Source organism: Stenotrophomonas sp. 2619 (assembly GCF_040548725.1).
Classification (GTDB): Bacteria; Pseudomonadota; Gammaproteobacteria; order Xanthomonadales; family Xanthomonadaceae; genus Stenotrophomonas; species Stenotrophomonas maltophilia_AP.
In genome coordinates this window covers 120,543-141,745 of record NZ_JBEPSF010000001.1, presented here as the reverse complement: position 1 = coordinate 141,745, position 21,203 = coordinate 120,543, and the positions used below count along the sequence as shown (strand labels likewise).

Below are 21,203 nucleotides of genomic sequence, written 5' to 3'. Positions count from 1 at the left end.
CGCGTGGTTCGCCTGCAACCGCCTGAGCCACGCCGATTCGACGACCTTACTTGGCAAATATCATCATCAGCAGCACCATCAGCCCCCCGAGGGCTGCCTGCACCGCGCCAACCGCCGCAGCGGCCATCACGGCAACGATCATATAGCCGATGTAGAACATCGCGCCCAGCCCGAACAGGTTGAGCCCCAGCGCCAGCATTGCCGAGCGCCAGGCCTGCCGCCGCCGGAACAGACTGACAACGCCCAGCAACAGGCCCGCAAGGAATACGATCAACACGGAGAGCAGTATCACGGCGACGGTAATCACGCGCCGTTCGGTGATGGACTCCCACTCGACGGCCAAGGCGGCGACGGCCAGGCCGATCAAGACCAGCAGGCCGAGGAACGACAAGGCCAGCGCGCTCTTTGTCAGGCGTGAAAGCCGCGCTGACGCGCCGCCGTCACCGATCGGGATGCCCAGACCCTCCTCAGGCGGGACACCTTCGGGCACCTTGGCCGGCACAGTCATCGCGCTTCGCCGTAGCTCAGCTTTTCCACGTCATATCCGTACGTCTTGGCCATGTAGCTGTCGATTGCCGCCAGCCCTTGAACCACCATCTTTCCATCGGGCGTTCCACAGCGATTGGCGACGTTCTTCATGCCGTAGATCAGCGCTTCTTCCCTGCTGCGCTTCGGTGTTGGATCGGGCGTCCACCATGGGAAATGGCGGAGGGGTTTGTTGCTGGGGACATCGTGCTGCCAGCAGACGAAGGTCAGACGCTCCTTGCCTGCTGTGTCGTAGTCGTAGACGCGGTAGCTGGCGTAGCCGGTGGTAGTGGGCGTGACCTTCAGCAAGCCACTTTCGGCATAGCCTTTCAGGTCTTCCTCGTAGGCATCCTGCGGTGCGGCACCGTATTGAACTACGCGGATCAGCTTGCCATTGCCGCCGTACATCTCCTGACGATTCAGATCCAGGCTGCGCCACTGCCGCTGGCGCGGCTTTCTGGAACCAGCGTCGAAGACTTCTGACACCGTCATTCCGCTCCGATGAGGAAAGATCCTGACCCTGGGGTAGCTACCGATCGCAGCGAATCCCTTGTCTATCACCGACAAGGGCACCGGTGAACCAGGAAACCGGTACTCAAGCATCGAACCGCCGGCATCGCCACGCGCCGCATACAAGGGCTGCGCGTCTGCTGCCGCGAATTCCAGAAACGTTGTACTGAGGTTGGTCAGTTCATCTTTCGCATTGAAATGAAGCTCCACGTGCGCTTGCTCGCCGGACGGAAGCCGTTCGGGCAGCCAGATGGACCCGTAGCCTCCGCCGCCAGACTTTCGCTGGCTGTCGGAGGCGTCGGCATCGCCCTCTCCGTAGTAGTTCAGCATGGCGCGCAGGGTTCCATTGGCGTTGTAGCGATACCGCTCAAGCGAATGCTCGCCAGCCTTGAGCTGGCCACACGAGAACGCCGGGGCCTTGCTGACGCTAGGCCCCGGCAAGCCTGCAGACTGCACCAACCTGCCATCTTCGTAACGGAAGCAGTACAGGACGGATCGTGCAACGATCTTCGACGGGTACTTCGGGTTGAGCCTGTTGGCCTCAGGGGACATGTACCTGTCCACCTCAATGAGATTATTGGACCCATCGTAGTAGAAGGCGGTTGCCGAGCTCATGTAGTAGTGCGGCAGCAACTTCACCAGCACGGGATGTCTTTCCTGCGCTGGCGTAGGCATGTACGCAATGGCCGCCACCCTTCCATCACTGTCCCGAAGACGTTCGGGCTTCCCACCAAGACTGTCTCTTACAACAGCGTTCAAGGTTCTACTCTTCCAGGTCTCCACCCGGCAGACCCGCTTACCGCCTCGCCCATCATCTTCAGTGAATACAACGTCCCCTCCCCATTGATCGAACTTTCCGGCCTTAAGCTCTTTCAGCGCGGGAGAAACGGCAGGCGGTGCCAGTCGACCGCCCGGCAAAAGACGGGGAGTGGCGACGCCGACGCCCCCACCTTGTCCATTACTGAATAGCAGGCTTACCCCGGTTGCAGGCGATGCCAGAGGGTCCAGCCTGTCGGTGCATGCAAGCGCGCGGCCGCCCGAGCAGAGGGCACCTGTGATGACCAGGAGGGACAACAGGGACTGCCTGATTTTCATGTTTGCTCCGTGGGGGATTTCACGTCCAAGCGAGCAAGCGCCTGCAGGGTGCCGCTGGAACCGCCTTGAACGGCCGGAAGAGCGGCAATGAGTTCTACAGGCATTGCAGCAGCAGGATCATCCATCCCGTGCCCCCATTCAAGCGGCATCGACACCCAGAATCCTCTGACCCGGTCCCCTGCCCCGCTGCCTTTCAGTCGTGAGAGCGCCTTGGCAATGTTGTGGCGACCCACAGTGCGCGTCGCCTCGTCCACCTTGGTGCTTGCCACTTCCATGTACTGCGCTTGAAGGTCAGGTGGCTGCGCGTAGATGTAGCGCGCGATGGCGTCCTTTTTCTCATTCCAGCCACCGGAAGGAAATCCATCGAAGACTGAGTCGTAGCGTGCCATGGAATTCCTCGGAACGTTCGTGAACACCTCTTCGTATATGGATGCATTCTTTTCCGCAAGGCTACGGATGTAATCCGACGTATCGGCACTCGCCGGCAATTCAAGGTTCAGCTCGGCATGGTCCTGCTTCACGATAGGAGGATGAAATATTCTGTCGGTTGCATCCGTAAATCCGCCTTGCTTCTTGATTGCGCCAAACACAACCTCTTCCTGAATCGACATGCCCAGGAACTTCTTCCACAGGCGCATCCGAAGGTCCTGTGCAAACTTTCGCGTCACGACCCTCACGCCATTGCCCAGGTCACGCACTGATGTCGCCGTATCCACAATCACCGCAGCGATCTCGGTGTCGCCGTCGCCCTGCAGGCTCCGATCGTTACAGTTGGCACTTCCGATGATGGCGACCGCATCGTCAACGATGAGCAGCTTGGAATGCACGTAGCACTGCTCGGTCACCAGATAGAGTGGTGGACTGCCCTTGCTGCCCCCGGCAGTTTGCGGCCCGCGGCTATAACTGTCGTGATTGATGTCTTTCAGGACACCGTAGCTGCGTAGATTCAAGACTGTCAGGTACTTCTTCCAGCCACCTGCCGCAACTTCGTCTCGCAGATCTTCTTCGCTGACGCTTACGTCGCGAATATCCTTGCGTTTGGCCACGAGAGTGCGACTGATTCGGCGAATCAGACTGTCGTGACCACGCAACAGCGTCTGCTGCGCCCAGTAGTGCTGCTTTACCACGGCACCGTCTTTCACGTTGCCTTCCGGATGCACGGGAAGCGTGATGTAGACGTGGAACCCTTGGCCACTCCGTATTGCCTTTGCGACGCGGGTGGCAATGGTGTCAACAAGTGTATTGCGCGCGGCGGAGGGCACGCCCTGCTTCTTTGCAAGAACATCAGCAATGGGCGTCTCGGGCAGTACAGCGTCCAGCGGACCCGCAGCAGCGCCCAGCACGCGCGCTGTTCGCTGTGCCTTCTTCTCCTGGGCCGGCGTTGCAGGCCCCCGCTGGCCGCCCTTGATGATGGTGTCCAAACGTCGCCCAGGATCTGCATCCGAGAAGCCGCAGTCGGAAATCAGGAACTGGGTTTCAATGTAGACGAACGCCTTGGCGGATGCGATGCAGTTCAGCATGGCATCCTGGATCGATCTCATAGGCAGGCTGCGCTCCCAGTACGGCTTCAGATCACTGCCATCGTCCATATTCAACCGATATTGTCTGCAGCCTTTCCGCTCCATATCGTGCAGTGCGGTGCCAGACGACCGGACGATCTGCACGCTGACCTCGCCTGCGCTGCCCCTGCTGCACAGGTCTCCAAACAGTGCCGTTCTTCCACCCATTGCATCCAACCAGGCATCCGTCAGCGCAGTGAGCTCAAGACCCCGTCCCAACGACTTCTGCTCCGGCACGCCAGCACCCAGATCGTTTGCCTGTCCAATGCCGGCATTGACGACAGCATTCGCTCCTCTCCCGATCAGCGATTCACCGCGTTGATTCTGCCAGACCATTGCATTCCATCGGTGCATGAAGTTGCGGCAGATATCGAAAACAGCCGGGCCCTCCAGCCGTGCATGCACGTCCTGCCAAGGCATGCGTGGCTGACGACCACTGTCCAGCAGGCTCTGGGCACGGTTGATCGGGGTGTCCAGCCATTTCCGGAAGGACTCCCACGACTCCTTGGCACGCTCCAACGCAGCCAGTGCTTCTGCGCGCGCCTTCTCGACGTCCTTTACAAGCTGAGATGGATCAGCGGCATAGGTGCCCAGTCGATCGACAACTTTCACGGCGCGATCGTAGCTCTTCAGGAGCTCGGCTTTCTTTTCGTTGATCCAATCATTGATAGCCTTGGCTTGAATTGAAGTGAACGCGTCCACTGCATCCGAAGCCGCATTGGCAGCGCCTCCGGCATTGCCCTTCGCAGCCTCATCTGCGGCACGGTTGCTTGCAGCAATCACCTCACGATACTTGTGCCGTGCCTGGTCGAGATCGATCTTGATGGAATTGAGGACCTTTCCTACGGTCCGCACCACCTCGATCATCTCCTTGATTCCCTTGACGTCTGTCATTTCCTGAAGAACTGAAATGATTGCATCGCTAAGGACCTGCTTGCCCTTCTCTTCCAGGCGGGGCGTGATGGCGGCCTTGTCCGCGTAGTCCAGAAGTTCGGCCAGCGCTGCTCCGTCCTCCCATTGCTGCTTCATGCGGTCGAAGGCAACCGTAAGCCCAGGTAGATAGGCCGGCGCGAACCCCGGGCGCGTCCTCCCAGCCACATCAGGGCCCGTCTCCTTCTTGGGTTGAGTCAACGTCACTTCATCCGCCGTCATGCCGCGCGGTTTCATCAAGCAGTTGTTGTAGTGGTCATTCAGTATGTGTAGTCGGGGGTCGCAGACGACGTCGAAGTTGCCATCATCCCAGCGCCCATGTGCAACATCCAACCCACCTACAAAGCCAATCTTCCCGTCAACCACCAGAATCTTCTGATGGTGAGAGAAGCCGATATTGAAAGGATCCGTACGTCCCGTTGCCGGGTTATGAAGTCCAACTTCGATGTTTCCAGGCGTCTTGTCATCCCGCATCATGTAGAGCGCGGTCCGTGCTTCGTTCTCATGCGTGTACGCGGCGGCTTCGATGCTGTCATACAGCAGCACCCGCACATCCACCCCACGCACATTGATCGCGTCATACAGCAGCTCGCTCAGGCGACCGCGGTGCCCGGCCTCTCCCCGTCCGGTCAGCTCCGTGTCGAAATTCATCTGCCAGTCGGCGATGAAGATGAATTTTTTCGCGCCGCGGATCGCCTCGGCCATTGCATGCATGGCCGAGCGCCCGTCGGTGTAGGACTTCACCGCGTTGCCATGCCGTACCGGGGCGAACTGGCGATCCGGCGGCGCGTAGTAGTCACCGCTGGAGGTACCTACCTGGCCGGACTGGCAGGTCAGCGCGTTGCGCGCAACCGTACTGGTAGTGGTGCCGTCGGCCATGGTTCAGAGCTCCTTGCGCTGCTTGGGCGTGGTGGTCAGCAGGGACTGGAACTCGTACTCCACCCGGTGGCGGATGGCGCGTAGCGCATCGGCATCGGGCAGGTGCTGCAGGTCCTTGCTGTAGTTGTTGGCATCCAGGGTCTCGACGATCTCGCGTACCCCGGGGCCGGTGCTGAACTGGCGCATCTGCAGCGGGATGGCGTCGATGCCGTGCACCAGGTACAGGCGCCCGGGGAACCGCGCCACGGCGTCCCAGACGGTCTTGCAGTCGGCATCGTCAAGGGCGACCTTGCCGTCGTCGTCGGCGCTGCCTTCCTTGAGCACTTCCACCCACTGTCCGGCATCCACCGCATGCAGGTTGTCCGGCGTATCGCTGGCGCTCTGCCGGGTGCGCACGATTTTCCACGGCTGGCCGGCCAGCGCGATGCCCTGCGGGCCCGGGATGTCCTGCAGGCGGAAGGCGAAGCTGGGCAGTACATCGGGGGATTCGCTGCGCGGCATGGTGGGCAGCGGATAGGTCAGGTTCGCGGGGCCAACGAAGGACTTCTGACCCGCATGCACGGTGATGTTGCCGGGGCAGGTCACGGTCAGGTTGCCGCCGGCCAGGGTGATGCTGGCACCGCCGGCCGTGGCGATATGCACGGTTTTCGGCGCGGCCATTTCGACCGCCGCGCTGGCACTGGCCGCGCGCAGGGCGTTGCGCGCCTGCAGCAGGATCTGGTTGTCCTGGGCCTGCACGATCAGCTCGCCCTGCCCGCTCACCACGCTGAGCGTGTTCCCGGCGGCCGTGCCCACGGTGGCCGCCAGCACGCCGATGGCTTGGCTGGCGTGGACACGCGCCTGGCCTTGGACGACACATTCGGACGCCTGCCCGCTGGCCAGGCTGAGCACCTCGCCCACCGCCCATTGCAGGCTCTGCCCGGCGACCTGCACCAGACCGTCGCTGCCAGACAGACCCAGGGTGGCATCGCCGCTGTGCGGCAGGCGCTCTTGTCCGCCACCGCTGGCGTACGCCGGGGCGTCGGCCCGACCGCTGTCGAAGGCGTTCCCGGCCACGGTGGTACGAGTGCTGCGCAGCAGGCTGGCCAGCGGCGCAGGCGCATCCTGCTGGCCCGCCACGCCGGCGTGCGCGGCGACGGCGACGCTGCGGTGCACGCGGGTGGCTTGGTGCTGGACCCGGCCAAGTTCGTTGAGCTGGGTCAGCAGCGCACTGGGGGCGACCGCCTCACCGGCCGGCGCGCGGGCGGCGCGCGGTTGCGCGCTGAGCCACAGGCCGGCGCGGGCCCGCACGGCCCCCCAGGCGTCGGTGCGCAGCTCGTTGCCTTCGCCGCGCAGGCTGCCGCGGAAGTTGTCGGCCTGGTGGATCAGGTGCCCCAGGTTGAGCTGGGTGCTGGCATGGGTCGTGGCCAACTGCAGGCGCAGCTGTCCGTCGCTGTCGTCGAACAGCAACCGCGAGTGCCCCTGGCCGTGCCACTCGCGCGACTGGATGCCCCACAGCGCGGCCGGGTTGCGGTGCGCGTCTTCGCCGGCGCCCATCGCATGCCAGGCGGGCGCGTGGCCACCGGCCAGGTTGCCCTGCGCACTACTGCGGGCATCCCCTGCCTGCGCATAGGCGCCTCGTTCGCTGGTCGCCGACGCGCCGGCCGGGGGGGCGGCCGTGCCAGCTTCGCCGCGACCGTTGTAGAGCGTACCGACGATGAGCGGGCGGTCGATGTCGCCTTCCAGGAAGGTCACCAGCACCTCCTGCCCTACCCGTGGCAGGAACTGTGCACCCACCCCGGGGCCGGCGTAGCGTTGGGCAACGCGCAGCCAGCTGCTGCCATCGTCGCCGCTGCCTGCCCGCTGGAAGTGGAAGCGCACCTTGATCCGGCCCAGGTCGTCACAGGACACCTCGCCGCTGTCGCTGCCATCAGCGGCAATCACCCGCGCGGTCTGGTAGCCAGGTGCCAGCGGCCGCGGATTCAACCGCAGGCCGGTGCCGTCTTCGCGCGCCGGGCGCCACGCCACGGCGCGGTCCACGCCCTCGAAGGCGTTGGCATAGCCCAGCGTTTCGGCCCGCGTGCCCAGCTGGCGCTGGCGCGCGGGCGTATCCAGCCCGGCCATGGGCGCCGGTGGCGCATGGCCCAGGCGCTGCAGCAGCGCCTCGCGCGCGGTGGTGGGAAAATTGTTGCTGGCCTGATGCCAGATGCGCGTCACCAGCACATTCGGCACGCCGGCACGGTCGGACAGCGGCCACTGGCGCAGGTTGAACCAGGTACCCGTGCGAAGCCCCGGGGCGGTGCTGCTGCCCACCCAGCTGGCGCTGCGCGATTCGTGCGCCTGGGCAGCCAGGCGGCTGTAATGGTCGGCCACGCCGCGGTTGGCGAACGCATAGGCGCCCACCGGGGTGTACGCCTCCAGGGCGGTCTCCCCGCGTTGCGCGGACAGCACCGGGGTCTGGCCCTGACGCGCCTGCTGGCCGAGATAGTCGTCACTTGCCAGCACCAGCGCGGTTACGCCGATACGCCGCGAACGTCCCAGCGTCAGCACGCTGTCGGTGGCCTCGGTGGCGTCCGCGCGGTGGAAGCGCAGCCCGCCGTCGCGCTCGGAGGTGGCGTCCTGCGCCTGCGCGGCGCTGTCGGCGAAGACCACCAGTGCGTGCCCGGCAGGCGCGTCGGCGTCTTCTTCGATGCGCCAGCCCAGGCCCTCTTCGGCGAGCAGGCGCTGCAGGAAGTCCAGGTCCGATTCGCGGTACTGCACGCAGTAACTGCGCCGCGGCACGGCGGCGAGGAAGTCGATCACTTCGTCGCTGACCCGCCAGGTACCCTGGGCGGCATAGGGGTCCAGAACGGCCTGCAGGATGTCCAGCACCGCCCGTTCCTGGAACACCCGGCTTTGCCGCGCCTGCCCCAGCAGCCAGGTCCACGGCACCAGGCACAGGCGATAGCGCGCCAGCCCGCCATCGGACGCCACGCAGGCCGCCTCGGACACCACGCCACTGCGCAGTACGTCGTGTCCGCCGGCCTGCCGCGAGGACAATGTGGCGGCAACGCCGAGCCAGGCATCCACGTCGAGCAGGGCATCGTTGGCCAGCACGTCCACCCACCACTGGAAACCGTCGGACAGCTGTTCGTGCCCGCACCAGCGCTCGACCAGCAGCGCCTGGCCGTTGGCCAATGCCAGACGGTGCGGACGACTGGCGCCGTCCAGCCCGGCGACGCCGGCGAACAGTGTGATTGCATCCTGCATCGTGCCCATCCATTGCAGCCGTCCGGCCGCGTGACCTGCCCAGCATCCATGGCGCACCCGGCCCGCCGGCATGGCGGCAGCACGCTGCACCTCCCACTCTGTCGCTACCGTCGAAACGCACGCCGCTGCATTATCTGCAGGCTCTCCCCGCCACACAGACGCACGCACCAAGCTGCATGGACGAAGAATATAGTGAATCGTCGCCGCCCGATATCCGGGGCAACTCTGACGATAATGTAGGAAAACCCCTACTCGCACGGAACGCGCGGGCCTGAAGCGTCGCCGGATGTCTGCCTTGGCCCATCAACATAACTAACGACATAATTCCGGCCGATTCCGCCACGCAAATATCGTCAAATTCCCAACGCCCCCACCAGGGCATGCACCGGGTACAGCGCGCCAGTGCCCGAGGGCGTGCCGCGTACAGGTCGGGCTGGCGGCGTGTCCTGTTCCTGAAGCGACCGGCCATTTTTTCACCAGCCCTTGTTCAACCTTGTCGCACAAGGGCTGGCACGGGATATCCACAGCTTTGCCAACGACTCCCCCACACCCGGTGTGGACAACCGGCACCGGTATGGCGGCTGCACGGGCTGCGCGCTACCCTGTAGACCCTTTCCCTGCTTGCGGCCGCGGTCCCCTGGATCGAAGGCTGCCAGACGCAATGACCGCACTCTCGCAACGCGATTTCACCCTGGCTCCCGAAGACAACGAACGCCTGGCCAACCTCGCCGGCCCGTTTGATGAGCACCTGCGCCAGATCGAACTCAAACTCGGCGTGGAAATCGCCAACCGCGGCCACGTGTTCCGCGTGACCGGCCCGCGGCGCCTGGCCGAGGAAGCGCAGCTGTTGATCGAAGCGCTCTACGCCGAAGCGGCGGAGGTGACCTTCGACAATCACGCCATCCACCTGCGCCTGAACCAGGCCAATGTCGACCAGGTGGTCGAACGGGCCTACGAAGCACAGGAAGTGACCATCAAGGTCAAGCGCGGCACGGTGCGCGGCCGCGGCGCCAACCAGGCGCGCTACCTGCACCAGATCACCACCCACGACATCAATTTCGGGATCGGCCCGGCCGGCACCGGCAAGACCTTCCTGGCCGTGGCCAGCGCGGTGGACGCGTTGAACGAGTCGCGCGTGCAGCGGCTGATCCTGGTGCGACCGGCGGTGGAGGCCGGCGAGAAACTGGGCTTCCTGCCGGGCGATCTCAGCCAGAAAGTCGACCCGTACCTGCGCCCGCTGTACGACGCGCTGTATGAAATGCTGGGCGTGGAGAAAGTGCTGAAACTGCTGGAAAAGAATGTCATCGAAATCGCGCCGCTTGCGTATATGCGCGGCCGCACGCTCAACGATGCCTATGTGATTCTGGACGAAGCGCAGAACACCACCGTGGAGCAGATGAAAATGTTCCTGACCCGGCTGGGCTTCGGCTCCACCGCAGTGGTCACCGGCGACCTCACCCAGACCGACTTGCCCAAGCACGTGAAGTCCGGGTTGCGCGACGCGATCGAGGTGCTGCGCGACGTGGACGGGGTCAGTTTCACCTTCTTCGAGGCCCGCGACGTGGTCCGCCACCCGCTGGTGGCGCGCATCGTCAGCGCCTACGACCGGCGCGACCTGCAGCAGGTGAATCCCGGCGCGGAGTAGCCGTACACTGCCGGCACTCCCGTCGCACAGGAAGTGCCATGAATCGTACCTGCGTGCTGTTGTGCCTCTGCCTGCTGGCCGCCGTGCCGGCAACGGCGTCGGCCAGTGAAAAAACGGCCGCCCCCGCGCGTCCGTATGTGGAAACCAGCTACGTGATCGCCCCCAGGTCGGTGGGCGATTTCACCCTGGTACGCAGCAGTCTCGATCCGGATAACCGGTTGGCCGGGGCCAGCCTGCTCTACCGCGCCAAGGATCACCCCGAAGCGACGATCAACCTGTACATCTATGCAGCGGGCCGCCTCGATCCGGATACCGCAGTGATCGAGGGCATGCAGGCGTTCGGCGAAAGCATGAAGCATGCCGTCAAGGACGGCACCTATTCGCGCCAGCAGACGCTGGGGCCGGCTGACGCATTCCGGCTTACCCCTGCGCCACCCCCGGCGGCGGCCAACGATGAGGAGGCCGTCATGCGCGACGCCATCGCCAACGCCGGCGGGGTGAACGGGCAGAAGCTGCGCATGGAACTGCATCGCGCGCCGGGCGACGCCCCGCTGCGCTCCAATGCGTATCTGTTTTACAAGCAGCTGTACTACGTCAAGGTGCGCATCTCGGCCGCGCAGCCGGACATCGGCGCCGAGGCATTCGACGCGCTTGCGGACCAGGCCACGCGCGCACTGGTGCCGGCGGTGCAGGTGGAGAACGTTGGCGGCTGCGCCGCCGGCGCCATCCAGGTCGACTCCAACGCCTCCGATACGCAGATGATGCACGCAATTGCCCGCCAGCTCAGCCAGCAACAGGGGTATCACTGCCACGGCTCGGCCAGCACCGTGCGTATCGAGGAGCGCCGTGCCACCGCCGATGTCATCGAGATCGCCTACGACGCCGACGACTGGAAGTCGCAGTGAGGCGTCGCACGCGCGATACTGTGCCCTCCTGATTGATCTGAATTACCGGTATCGCCATGACCAAGGGCCCCGTCCGCCTCGATGTAGCCGTCAGCTACGCCCTGCCCCGCGCCGGGCTGCCCTCTGCGGTGAGCTTCCGCAAATGGGTGGCTGCCGCGCTCAAGGGCCGCATCCGTGAAGCCGACCTGGCCATCCGCCTGGTCGATGCCAAGGAAGGTCAGTCGCTGAACCGGCACTACCGCGGCAAGGACTACGCCACCAACGTGCTCAGCTTCCCGGCCGAAGTGCCCGAGGGCCTGCCCAAGGGCGTGAAGTTCCCGCTGCTCGGCGACCTGGTGATCTGCGCGCCGGTGGTGGCCAGCGAAGCGGCCGAGCAGGACAAGGCGCTCAATGCCCACTACGCGCACCTGACCGTGCACGGCGTGCTGCACCTGCTCGGCTGGGACCATGAGGACGACAAGGAAGCCGAGGCCATGGAGCAGCTGGAACGCGACATCCTGGCTGAACTGGGCATCGACGACCCCTACGCCAACGAGCAGTAAGCCGCGCCGCCCGGCTACCCACGGATTCCAGATGACCGCTTTCAAGACCCTCTGCCTGGGCCTGCTGGCCTTGCTGCCCGCCGCCGCATCGGCCGCCCCGCTGGACCTGGCCGCGCTGATCGAATGCCGCCAGGGCGTGGCCGACTACGCCGCCGTCGCCCCGGTGGTGGCCGACCCGCTCAAGGCCGTGGCCAATGGCCTGCAGCCGCTGCCGCAGGGCAACCAGTTCATGACCGAGTTCCGGCTGGCCACGCCGCTGACGGTGTTCGGGCAGCGCACCGAGTACGTGGCGGTGGCCGGCGCGAGCATCATGGCCATCCTGGACCTGGCCGACCCGCGCCCGCTGGCGAAGACGCTGGCGCTGGAGGACGGGGTGGACAACCCGGGCAAGTTCATGGCCGGGCGGGAGCTGGTCAGCCGCGATGTCACCGACCCGAGCACCGGCGAGCCGATGATCGAATCGATCATCCTGAGCCTGTCCACGGTCAAGAGCCACCCGGGCAAGACTCTGGCCGGCTGCACCTACAGCCTGGACCTGCCCGCGGAGGAGGAGGCGCCGGTGCCGGCCCCCACCCCGCCGGCCGCCTCGGTGAATGCGGCCCCCGCAGGCGGGCGCTGACAGGGCCCCGCATCCTGCTAGACTGAATCCAACGCCCGGTTCGCCGGGTGCCCTTTTTTCCAGAGATGTCTGAAGACGACAGTAGTAGCTCCACCCTGGAGCAGAACGAAAAGAAGCGCAGCTGGCTCGAACGCCTGACCTCTGCCTTCTCCGGCGAACCCCACACCCGCGACGAGCTGGTGGCGGTGCTGCACACCGCGCACGCCGATGGGCTGATCGCTGCCGATACCCTGCGCATGATGGAGGGGGCGATTTCGGTCGCCGAACTCACCGTGGGCGACGTGATGATCTCGCGTTCGCAGATGGTGTCCCTGCCGGTCGAAGCGCCCTTCCTTGAACTGATGAAGCAGGTGGTCGAATCGGGCCACTCACGCTTCCCGGTGCACGGCGACAACAAGGACGACATCCTTGGCGTGCTGCTGGCCAAGGACCTGCTGCGCGGCGTGGTTGCCGACAACGGCCCGGCCAACGTGCGCGAACTGCTGCGCCCGGCGGTGCTGATTCCCGAAGCCAAGAAGCTCAACGTGCTGCTGAAGGAGTTCCGGCTCTCGCGCAACCACATGGCCATCGTGGTGGACGAGTACGGCGGTGTTTCCGGGCTGGTCACCATCGAGGACGTGCTGGAGCAGATCGTCGGTGAAATCGACGACGAGCACGACGAGGCCGAGGACCACACCGCGCAGATCGCCATCCAGGCCGACGGCCAGTACGTGGTGGACGCCCTGACCGCGATCGAGGACTTCAACGAGCGCTTCGGCGCCAGCTTCCCCGACGACGACTACGACACCATCGGTGGCCTGGTCACCGAGGCGATCGGCCACCTGCCCGAAACCGGCGACGAGCTCAGCCTGGACCGCTTCGTGTTCCGGGTGGCGCGTGCCGATGCCCGCCGCGTGCAGGCGTTCCATGTGACCGTGCTGCCGGCTGACACGAACAACGAGGATTGATCCACGCCATGCGGCCCCTGCTGAAGCGGTGGCCGTCGTGCCGCCTGTTGTTCCTGTGCTGGATGCTCACCCTGGCCAGCCTGCCCTTCGCGGCGCTGGCCCAGGAGGCGGCGGCCCCCGTCACCGTGCCGGCGGCCGATGCCGGCGCGAACGCGCCGGCGGCACCGCGCATCGGCGTGGTCACCATGCAGCCCGGCGAGATCTTCTTCGAGCGCTTCGGTCACGACGCGCTGGTGGTGGTGGACCCGGTCACGGGCCAGGCCACCTCCTACAACTTCGGCTACTTCGATCCGAGCGAGCCGGACTTCATCGGCCGCTTCGTGCGCGGCGAGATGATGTACTACCTGGTGGCGCTGCCGCTGGACGAAGACATGTCCTACTACCGCCAGAGCGGTCGTGGGGCCAGCATCCAGTGGCTGGACCTGGACCCGCAGCAGGCGCGCACCCTGGCCGCCTCGCTGGCCGAGCGCGCCAAGCCGGAGAACGCGCGCTACCACTACGACTACTACACCGCCAACTGCGCCACCATGGTCCGCGATGCGGTGGACCAGGCGCTCGGCGGTGGCCTGCATTCGCAGCTGTCCGGGCGTTCGCGTGGCAACACCTACCGCAGCGAATCGGTGCGGCTGGCCTCGCCATCGCCATGGATGTGGCTGGGCTTCGACATCGGGCTGGGCCCGTTCGCCGACCAGCCGCTGTCGCGCTGGCAGGAAGCGTTCGTGCCGATGCGCCTGGCCGATGCGCTGCGCCAGTCGCGCAACAGCGAAGGCCGGCCGCTGGTACAGGCCGAGCAGGAACTGCTGCCGCACCGCATCGCCCCGGAACCCACCGAATCCCCGCGCCGCTGGTGGCCCTGGCTGCTGTGCGGCCTGCTGGCCGCCGCGGGGGTGTGTGCACTGCGCTCCCGCCGACGCCTGCTGGGCGGCATCGCGCTGCCGCTGTGGCTGTTCTGCGGTATCGCCGGCGCGTTGCTGACCTACCTGTGGGGCTTCAGCGCGCACCAGGCTGCGTGGGCCAACCGCAACCTGCTGGTGCTGTCGCCACTGTGCCTGCTGTTGCTGCCCGGCGCGATCACGCTGCTGCGCGGGCGCACCCCGCGTGCGTGGTTCCGTTGGGTGCTGTGGGCGGTGGCGCTGCTGGCGTCGCTGGGCCTGGTACTGCACTGGCTTAGCCTGCAGGCGCAGGTCAACCTGCAGTGGATCGTGCTGCTGCTGCCGGTGCATCTGGCGCTGGCGTGGGCGCTGGGCCGTCGTGACGTACCTGTCACAGGCCGCTGACGCAGGATGCCGCCCATGGAAAGCACCGCACCCGTAAATCCGCCCTGCGTCATCAACTGCGTGCACTACGATGACCAGGGCAAGCGCCATGACATCAGTCTGGACGCGATCAGCGATGTGATCGAAAGCGGCAACGGCTTTGTCTGGGTCGGCTTGTACGAGCCGGCCGACAGCGTGCTGCTCAAGCTGCAGGAAGAATTCTGCCTGCATTCGCTGGCCATCGAAGACGCCCGCAACGCGCACCAGCGGCCGAAGGTGGAGGCGTATGGCAACTCCCTGTTCGTGGTGGTCACCACCGCGCAGATGGTCGATGAGCGCATCGCCTATGGCGAAACCCATGCCTTCCTGGGTCCCCGCTTCCTGGTGACGGTCCGCCATGGGGCGTCGCTGTCCTACGCCGCGCCGCGCGCCCGGGTCGAGCGCGAGCCCGAGCTGCTGCGCACGATGGGGCCGTCGTACTGCCTGTATGCGGTACTGGACTTCGTGGTGGACAACTACCTGCCCATCACCCAGCGCTATCGCGACACGCTGGAGCTGCTGGAGAAGGACATTTTCTCGGACAGCTACAAGCGCCAGACCGTGGTGCGGCTGTACGAGCTGAAGCGCGAGCTCAACAAGATGCGCATGGCCGTGGCGCCGCTGCAGGACATGCTGGCGCAGATCAAGCGCTACCAGGGCGAGCTGGTGCCGGACGAGGTCAAGCTGTACCTGCGCGACGTGCATGACCATGCGGTACGGATCAGCGATGTGATCGACACCCTGCGCGAGATGCTGGGCACGGCGTTGAACGTGAACCTGTCGCTGGTGACGCTGGCGCAGGGCGAGACGGTGAAGCGGCTGGGTGCGTGGGCGGCATTGCTGGCGGCGCCGACCCTGATCACCAGCTGGTATGGCATGAACTTCACCCACATGCCCGAGCTGGACCAGCCGTGGGCGTACCCGGCGATGATCATCGGCGTGGGCGCGATCTGCGTGGGGTTGTACCGGCTGTTCAAGCGGGTGCGTTGGCTCTGACGCGGGGTGGTCGGCGCCCGTTTGGGGCTACGGCGCGGGATGTACGCACGGCATGTCGGTAGTCCGGGCAGCCGACCAACGGTCGGCTCTACCCGTTTGAGCAACGCGATGCCGGGTTGTGCCGGCCAGCAACGCGGGTCCCGGTAGTGCCGGCCGCTGGCCGGCTCCAGGCGGCGCCGGATACACACGGAGCATCCCGAGATTGGGAGCAGCCGACCAACGGTCGGCTCTACCCGCTTGAGCAATGCGATGCCGGGTTGTGCCGGTGAACAACGCGGGCCCGGTAGTGCCGGCCGCTGGCCGGCTCCAGGCGGTGCCGGATACACGCGGAGCGTCTCGAGATTTGGAGCAGCCGACCAACGGTCGGCTCTACCCGTTTGAGCAATGCGATGCCGGGTTGTGCCGGTGTACAACGCGGACCCGGTAGTGCCGGCCGCTGGCCGGCTCCAGGCGGTGCCGGATACATACAGGGCATCCCGAGATTTGGAGCAGCCGACCAACGGTCGGCTCTACCGCTGTGGTACGAGTAGGTAGCGACCGTTGGCCGCTACGCCCCTCAGATCAAGCCACGTACACCGTTTTGATGTTCATGAACTCATGGATGCCGTGGTCGGCCAGTTCGCGGCCGAAACCGGAGCGCTTGCTGCCGCCAAACGGCAGGCGGGGGTCGCTTTTGACGATGGCGTTGACGAACGCCGCGCCGCATTCGAGCTTCTTGGCGATCGCTTCGCCACGCACCGCATCGGCGGTCCAGACGCTGCCCCCCAGACCGAAGGTGGTGTCGTTGGCCACGCGCAGCGCGTCGGCATCGTCGCGCACGCGCAGGATGGCCGCGGCCGGGCCGAACAGCTCCTCGTCGTAGGCCGGCATGCCCGGCCCGACGTTGTCCAGGATGGTGGCCGGGTAGCCGGCATGGCTGCCCGCCACGGGCTCGCCGCCGAGCAGCAGCTTGGCGCCCTTGGCCACGCTGTCCTGCACCTGCGTATGCAGTTCATCGCGCAGGTCGGCGCGGGCCATCGGGGCCAGCGTGGTGTGTTCGTCCTGCGGGTCGCCGTAGACGCGCTGGGCAGCGGCGGCGACGAACTTTTCCACGAAGGCATCGGCGATGGCATCGACCACGATGAAGCGCTTGGCGGCGATGCAGGTCTGGCCACTGTTGTCGAACCGCGACTTCACCGCGGCGGCGACGGTCTTGTCGAGGTCGGCGTCTTCGAGCACGACGAACGCATCGCTGCCGCCCAGTTCCATGACGCACTTCTTGAGCTGGTCACCGGCATTGGCGGCAATCGAGCGCCCTGCCCGTTCGCTGCCGGTCAGGGTTACGGCCTTGACCCGCTTGTCGCGCAGCACGTCGGCGGCCTGGTCGTTGTCGATGTGCAGGACGTCGAACACGCCGGCGGGCAGGCCACCGTCGCGGCATACAGCCAGGATCAGGTCGGCGCACTGCGGGACGTTGCTGGCATGCTTGAGCAGGGCAACATTGCCGGCCATGAAGGCTGGCGCAAGGAAGCGGAACACCTGCCAGATCGGGAAGTTCCAGGGCATCACAGCAAACACGCAGCCGATGGGCTCGTAGCGTACGTAGCTGCGCTGGGCCTCGGTGTCGATCAGCTGCGGCTTGAGGTAATCGGCGGCGTGGTCGGCGTAGAACTCGCAGGCCTGCGCGCACTTTTCCACTTCGGCCAGGGCTTCGGCCTTGAGCTTGCCCATCTCCGTGGTCATGGCCCGCTGGATCTCATCCTTGCGGGTGCGCAGTTGCGCGGCGATGCCACGCAGGATGACGCTGCGCGCCTGCAGGGACTGGCCCGACCAGGCCGGGAACGCGCCTGCCGCAGCGGCCAGGCGCTGTTCGATCTGGGCGGCATCGAGCAGTTCGTGGCGGTAGGTGACCTGGCCGGTGGCGGGGTTGACGATTTCAACGGTCATCGTGGTACTCCGGAAGACAGTTCATCATTCTGCGCCCGGGGGTGTGATCCGGATGTTGCCGGGGTTGGCGGGGAGACGGGGTTGGATTGCGACATGGTGTCGCACGTCGGGCCGAAGCGTTAGCAGTCGCCTCTTCCGGGCGGGCACGGTGAGGGTGAGTTGCCAGGGCACGCTGCAAGTCCCGCTCCGCGGCCCGGCCCAGCCGCTGGCGGCTGTGCGTTCAGACGCATGCGAGGCAGTGCCTCGCAAACAATGCGCCTTCACCCATGTAAGCTCCGTCGCCGCATCCATGCGGCTCAGGGCCCCGTCAACCCACCCTCACCATGCCTGGACAGTTTGTCGGTTGCCGAACCAAGAGCAAAGCCGGCCGACCGGTTTGATTGGGGAGAGAAGAGCAGCCGGGCAGAGCCCGGCTCTACGCGGCGCAACGCGGCAACTGCCTTACGCCGTTGCCCTACGCCTTCAACAAAAGGGCAAGCACTCTGTCGGGGGGGGGGGGGGGGGGGGGGGGGGGGGGGGGGGGGGGGGGGGGGGGGGGGGGGGGGGGGGGGCGGGCGGGGCCGCCCCCCCCCCCCCCCCCCCCCCCCCCCCCCCCCCCCCCCCCCCCCCCCCCCCCCCCCCCCCCCCCCCCCCCGCCACACCAGACCCTGCCCCGCTGTTGCTGTTGCTGTTGCTGTTGCTGTTGCTGTTGCCGTTGCCTCAGCCCTTGTCCTGCAACGCCATCTGCATGTCGCGCTGACGGCGCTTCTCGCCGCGGGCGGTCACGAACCAGCCCACTACTGCCGCGATCGATACTGCCAGCACCATCAGCGTCGCCAGTGCATTGATCTCCGGCTTGATCCCCATCCGCACCGACGCGAACACCTTCATCGGCAGCGTCGTCGAACTCGGGCCCGCCACGAAACTGGCAATCACCACATCGTCCAGCGACAGCGTAAAGGCCAACAGCCAGCCAGCCACCAGCGCCGGGGCGATGATCGGCAGCGTGATCTGCAGGAATACCTTCAACCGGCCGGCCCCCAAGTCCATCGCCGCTTCCTCCAGCGACCGGTCAAGTTCCTGCAGCCGCGACGACACCACCACCGTCACGAACGACAGCGTGAACGTCACATGCGCGATCCAGATGCTGGTTACCCCGCGCGCCGGAAAACCGGGAATACCGCCCATCGCCACCAGCAGCGTCATCAGCGAAAAGCCCAGGATCACCTCCGGCATCACCAGCGGCGCGGTGATCAGCGCACCGAACATCGTCTTGCCCGGGAAACGCTTGAAACGCGTCATTACCATCGCTGCCATCGTGCCCAGCACCGTGGACGCACAGGCCGTCCAGAACGCCACCTTCAGGCTGATCCACAGCGCATCCAGAATCTGCCGGTTGTTGAACAGCTCCCCGTACCAGCGCGTGGAAAAGCCCGACCACACCGTGGCCAGCTTGGATTCGTTGAACGAGTAGATCATCAACAGCAGGATCGGCAGGTACAGGAAGCCGAAGCCCAGCCCCAGCACCGACCAGCCCAGCCAGCGGCTGCCGCGCACCATGCTCATGCCAGCTTCCCTTCCAGCTCACGCTGCTGGACCCGGTTGAACAGCAGGATCGGCACCAGCAGCAACAGCAGCATCACGATCGCCACCGCCGAGGCCGTCGGCCAGTCGCGGTTGTTGAAGAACTCGCCCCACAGCACCCGCCCGATCATCAGCGTGTCCGGACCGCCCAGCATCTCGGGAATCACGAACTCGCCCACCGCCGGAATCATCACCAGCATGCAGCCGGCGATGATGCCGGTGCGCGACAACGGCAGGGTGATCCGCAGGAACGCCTGCCATGGCTTGGCGCCCAGGTCGTAGGCCGCCTCCAGCAGGCGGTTGTCCAGCTTGACCAGGTTCGCGTACAGCGGCAGCACCATGAACGGCAGGTAGCAGTACACGATGCCGATGTAGGCGGCGGTCGGCGTGTACAGGATCTGCAGCGGCGCATCGATCACGCCGAGCTTGAGCAGCAGCTGGTTGAGCAGCCCGTTGCGGTCCAGGATGCCGATCCACGCGTACACGCGGATCAGGAACGAGGTCCACGACGGCAGCACCACCAGCATCATCGCCACGTTGCGCGCGGCCGGTGACATCCGCGAAATCACGTACGCCATCGGGTAGCCGATCAGCAGCGTGAACAGCGTGGCAATCACCGCGATCTTGATCGAACTCAGGTAGGCCAGCACGTACTGGCTGTCCTTCACCAGCGCCGCGTAGTTGCCCAGGTTGAGCTTCAGCGAAAACGCCCCGTCCACGTATTCCAGCAGCCACGTGTAGGGCGGCGAGCCCACCTGCGTGCGTGCGAACGAGATCATCAGGATGATCACGAACGGCACCGCGAAGAACAGCAGCAGCCACAGGTAGGGCGCGGCGATCACACCACCGCGGGTGCCGGGGAGCCAGCGCTTCCAGACGGCGGCGTTCATGCGGTGAGCACCACGCCGTCGTTGTCGCGCCAGCACACCCACACGCTGTCGCCCCAGGTCAGCCCGTCGCTGGCCCAGCGCTGCGAATTGGCGAAGTTGGACAGCACCTTGGCCCCGCTGGGCAGGCGCACGTGGTACACCGAATGGCTGCCGAAGTAGGCGATCTCCTCGATCACCCCTTGCGCCTTGTTGGTGTCCCCGGCCGGCTCGTCCTTGCCGATCATCACCTTCTCCGGGCGCAGCGCGAACGCCACCGGCTGGCCTTCGTAGCCGGTGATGCCGTGGGCCACGTAGATCGGCGCGGGGAACAGCGGCGTGCGCACGGTGACGTACTCGGGCAGGTCCTCGTCGATCACCCCGTCGAACAGGTTCACCGAGCCGATGAACTCGGCCACGAAGCGGTTGGCCGGCTGCTCGTAGATTTCATCGGGCTTGCCCACCTGCTGGATCCAGCCGGCGTCCATCACCGCGATGCGGGTGGCCATGGTCATGGCCTCTTCCTGGTCGTGGGTGACCATCACGCAGGTCACGCCCGAGGTTTCGATGATGTTGACCAGCTCCAGCTGCATCTGCGAGCGCAGCTTCTTGTCCAGCGCGCCCATCGGCTCGTCCAGCAGCAGCAGCTTGGGCCCCTTGGCCAGCGACCGCGCCAGCGCCACGCGCTGCTGCTGGCCACCGGACAACTGGTGCGGCTTGCGCTTGGCCAGCTTGCCCAGCTGCACCAGTTCCAGCATCTCGCCCACGCGGGTGCGGATCGCGTCGCGGGCCAGGCCGTCCTGCTTGAGCCCGAAGGCGATGTTCTGTTCCACCGTCATATGCGGAAACAGCGCATAGGACTGGAACATCATGTTGATCGGCCGCTGGTAGGGCGGCAGGTCGTTGATGCGCTGGCCATCCAGCTCGATGCTGCCCTTGGTGGGGGTTTCGAACCCGCCCAGGCAGCGCAGCAGCGTGGACTTGCCACTGCCCGAGCCGCCGAGCAGGGCGAAGATCTCGCCCTTGCGCACGTCCAGGCTGACATCGTCGAGCGCGACGAAGCCGTCGAATTCCTTGCGCAGCGCGCGGATGGACAGATAGCCCGGCTCGAGGACCGGCACGACCTCGCCTTCCGGCTTGGCATCAAATGGCATGGGGGGCGGCTCCAGGAGC

Annotated in this window: 15 protein-coding genes; 7 read left to right on the top strand and 8 right to left on the bottom strand. The window is 65.8% G+C overall.

Annotated features, from left to right (window positions below):
* Positions 1-46: 46 nt before the first annotated feature.
* From ABIA71_RS00580 to ABIA71_RS00565, 4 genes are read right to left on the bottom strand one after another with little or no spacing between them, the layout of a single operon-like run.
* Positions 47-508, bottom strand: coding sequence for a hypothetical protein (locus ABIA71_RS00580; RefSeq protein WP_354282297.1), 462 nt, complete (start codon positions 506-508; stop codon positions 47-49).
* On the bottom strand, positions 505-2,130 hold the full coding sequence (locus ABIA71_RS00575) for a hypothetical protein (RefSeq protein ID WP_354282295.1): 1,626 nt from the start codon (positions 2,128-2,130) through the stop codon (positions 505-507). The genes ABIA71_RS00580 and ABIA71_RS00575 overlap by 4 nt, the downstream gene beginning before the upstream one ends.
* Positions 2,127-5,498 (bottom strand): phospholipase D-like domain-containing protein, encoded by a 3,372-nt coding sequence (locus ABIA71_RS00570; RefSeq protein ID WP_354282293.1) that lies wholly within the window; start codon positions 5,496-5,498, stop codon positions 2,127-2,129. The genes ABIA71_RS00575 and ABIA71_RS00570 overlap by 4 nt, the downstream gene beginning before the upstream one ends.
* Before the next feature lie 3 nt (positions 5,499-5,501).
* Complete coding sequence (locus ABIA71_RS00565) at positions 5,502-8,726, bottom strand: type VI secretion system Vgr family protein (RefSeq protein WP_354282291.1); 3,225 nt, start codon at positions 8,724-8,726, stop codon at positions 5,502-5,504.
* A 661-nt stretch (positions 8,727-9,387) separates the two neighbouring features.
* On the opposite strand from ABIA71_RS00565, the gene ABIA71_RS00560 reads away from it, so the two are divergent.
* The 7 genes from ABIA71_RS00560 (at position 9,388) to ABIA71_RS00530 (ending at position 15,675) form a co-directional block, all read left to right on the top strand.
* Complete coding sequence (locus tag ABIA71_RS00560; RefSeq protein ID WP_038689307.1) at positions 9,388-10,371, top strand: PhoH family protein; 984 nt, start codon at positions 9,388-9,390, stop codon at positions 10,369-10,371.
* Between the two features lie 38 nt (positions 10,372-10,409).
* Positions 10,410-11,276: a hypothetical protein gene (locus ABIA71_RS00555; protein ID WP_354282289.1), complete on the top strand. Its 867-nt coding sequence runs from the start codon at positions 10,410-10,412 to the stop codon at positions 11,274-11,276.
* Between the two features lie 56 nt (positions 11,277-11,332).
* Positions 11,333-11,818, top strand: a complete 486-nt coding sequence (gene ybeY / locus ABIA71_RS00550) for an rRNA maturation RNase YbeY (RefSeq protein ID WP_128095419.1) — start codon at positions 11,333-11,335, stop codon at positions 11,816-11,818.
* Positions 11,819-11,849: 31 nt separating this feature from the next.
* A complete protein-coding gene (locus ABIA71_RS00545; protein ID WP_354282287.1) occupies positions 11,850-12,437 on the top strand; it encodes a hypothetical protein in 588 nt (195 codons plus the stop codon).
* A gap of 65 nt (positions 12,438-12,502) precedes the next feature.
* Positions 12,503-13,384, top strand: a complete 882-nt coding sequence (locus tag ABIA71_RS00540; RefSeq protein WP_159496341.1) for a CorC family transporter — start codon at positions 12,503-12,505, stop codon at positions 13,382-13,384.
* An 8-nt stretch (positions 13,385-13,392) separates the two neighbouring features.
* A complete protein-coding gene (locus ABIA71_RS00535; RefSeq protein WP_354282285.1) occupies positions 13,393-14,661 on the top strand; it encodes a lipoprotein N-acyltransferase Lnb domain-containing protein in 1,269 nt (422 codons plus the stop codon).
* Between the two features lie 15 nt (positions 14,662-14,676).
* Positions 14,677-15,675: a magnesium and cobalt transport protein CorA gene (locus tag ABIA71_RS00530; protein ID WP_128096023.1), complete on the top strand. Its 999-nt coding sequence runs from the start codon at positions 14,677-14,679 to the stop codon at positions 15,673-15,675.
* Between the two features lie 561 nt (positions 15,676-16,236).
* On the opposite strand, the gene ABIA71_RS00525 is transcribed toward ABIA71_RS00530, so the two are convergent.
* From ABIA71_RS00525 to ABIA71_RS00510, 4 genes are all read right to left on the bottom strand, one after another.
* The gene (locus tag ABIA71_RS00525) at positions 16,237-17,601 is read right to left on the bottom strand and encodes an NAD-dependent succinate-semialdehyde dehydrogenase (protein WP_354282283.1); all 1,365 of its coding nucleotides are present in this window, start codon (positions 17,599-17,601) and stop codon (positions 16,237-16,239) included.
* 699 nt (positions 17,602-18,300) lie between these two features.
* Entirely contained in the window at positions 18,301-19,146 is an 846-nt protein-coding gene (locus ABIA71_RS00520; protein WP_354282281.1) for an ABC transporter permease subunit, read from the bottom strand.
* Positions 19,143-20,054, bottom strand: a complete 912-nt coding sequence (locus ABIA71_RS00515; protein ID WP_128095967.1) for an ABC transporter permease subunit — start codon at positions 20,052-20,054, stop codon at positions 19,143-19,145. Before ABIA71_RS00515 ends, ABIA71_RS00520 begins: the two co-directional genes overlap by 4 nt.
* The gene (locus tag ABIA71_RS00510) at positions 20,051-21,184 is read right to left on the bottom strand and encodes an ABC transporter ATP-binding protein (RefSeq protein ID WP_038689323.1); all 1,134 of its coding nucleotides are present in this window, start codon (positions 21,182-21,184) and stop codon (positions 20,051-20,053) included. Before ABIA71_RS00510 ends, ABIA71_RS00515 begins: the two co-directional genes overlap by 4 nt.
* Between the last annotated feature and the right edge of the window lie 19 nt (positions 21,185-21,203).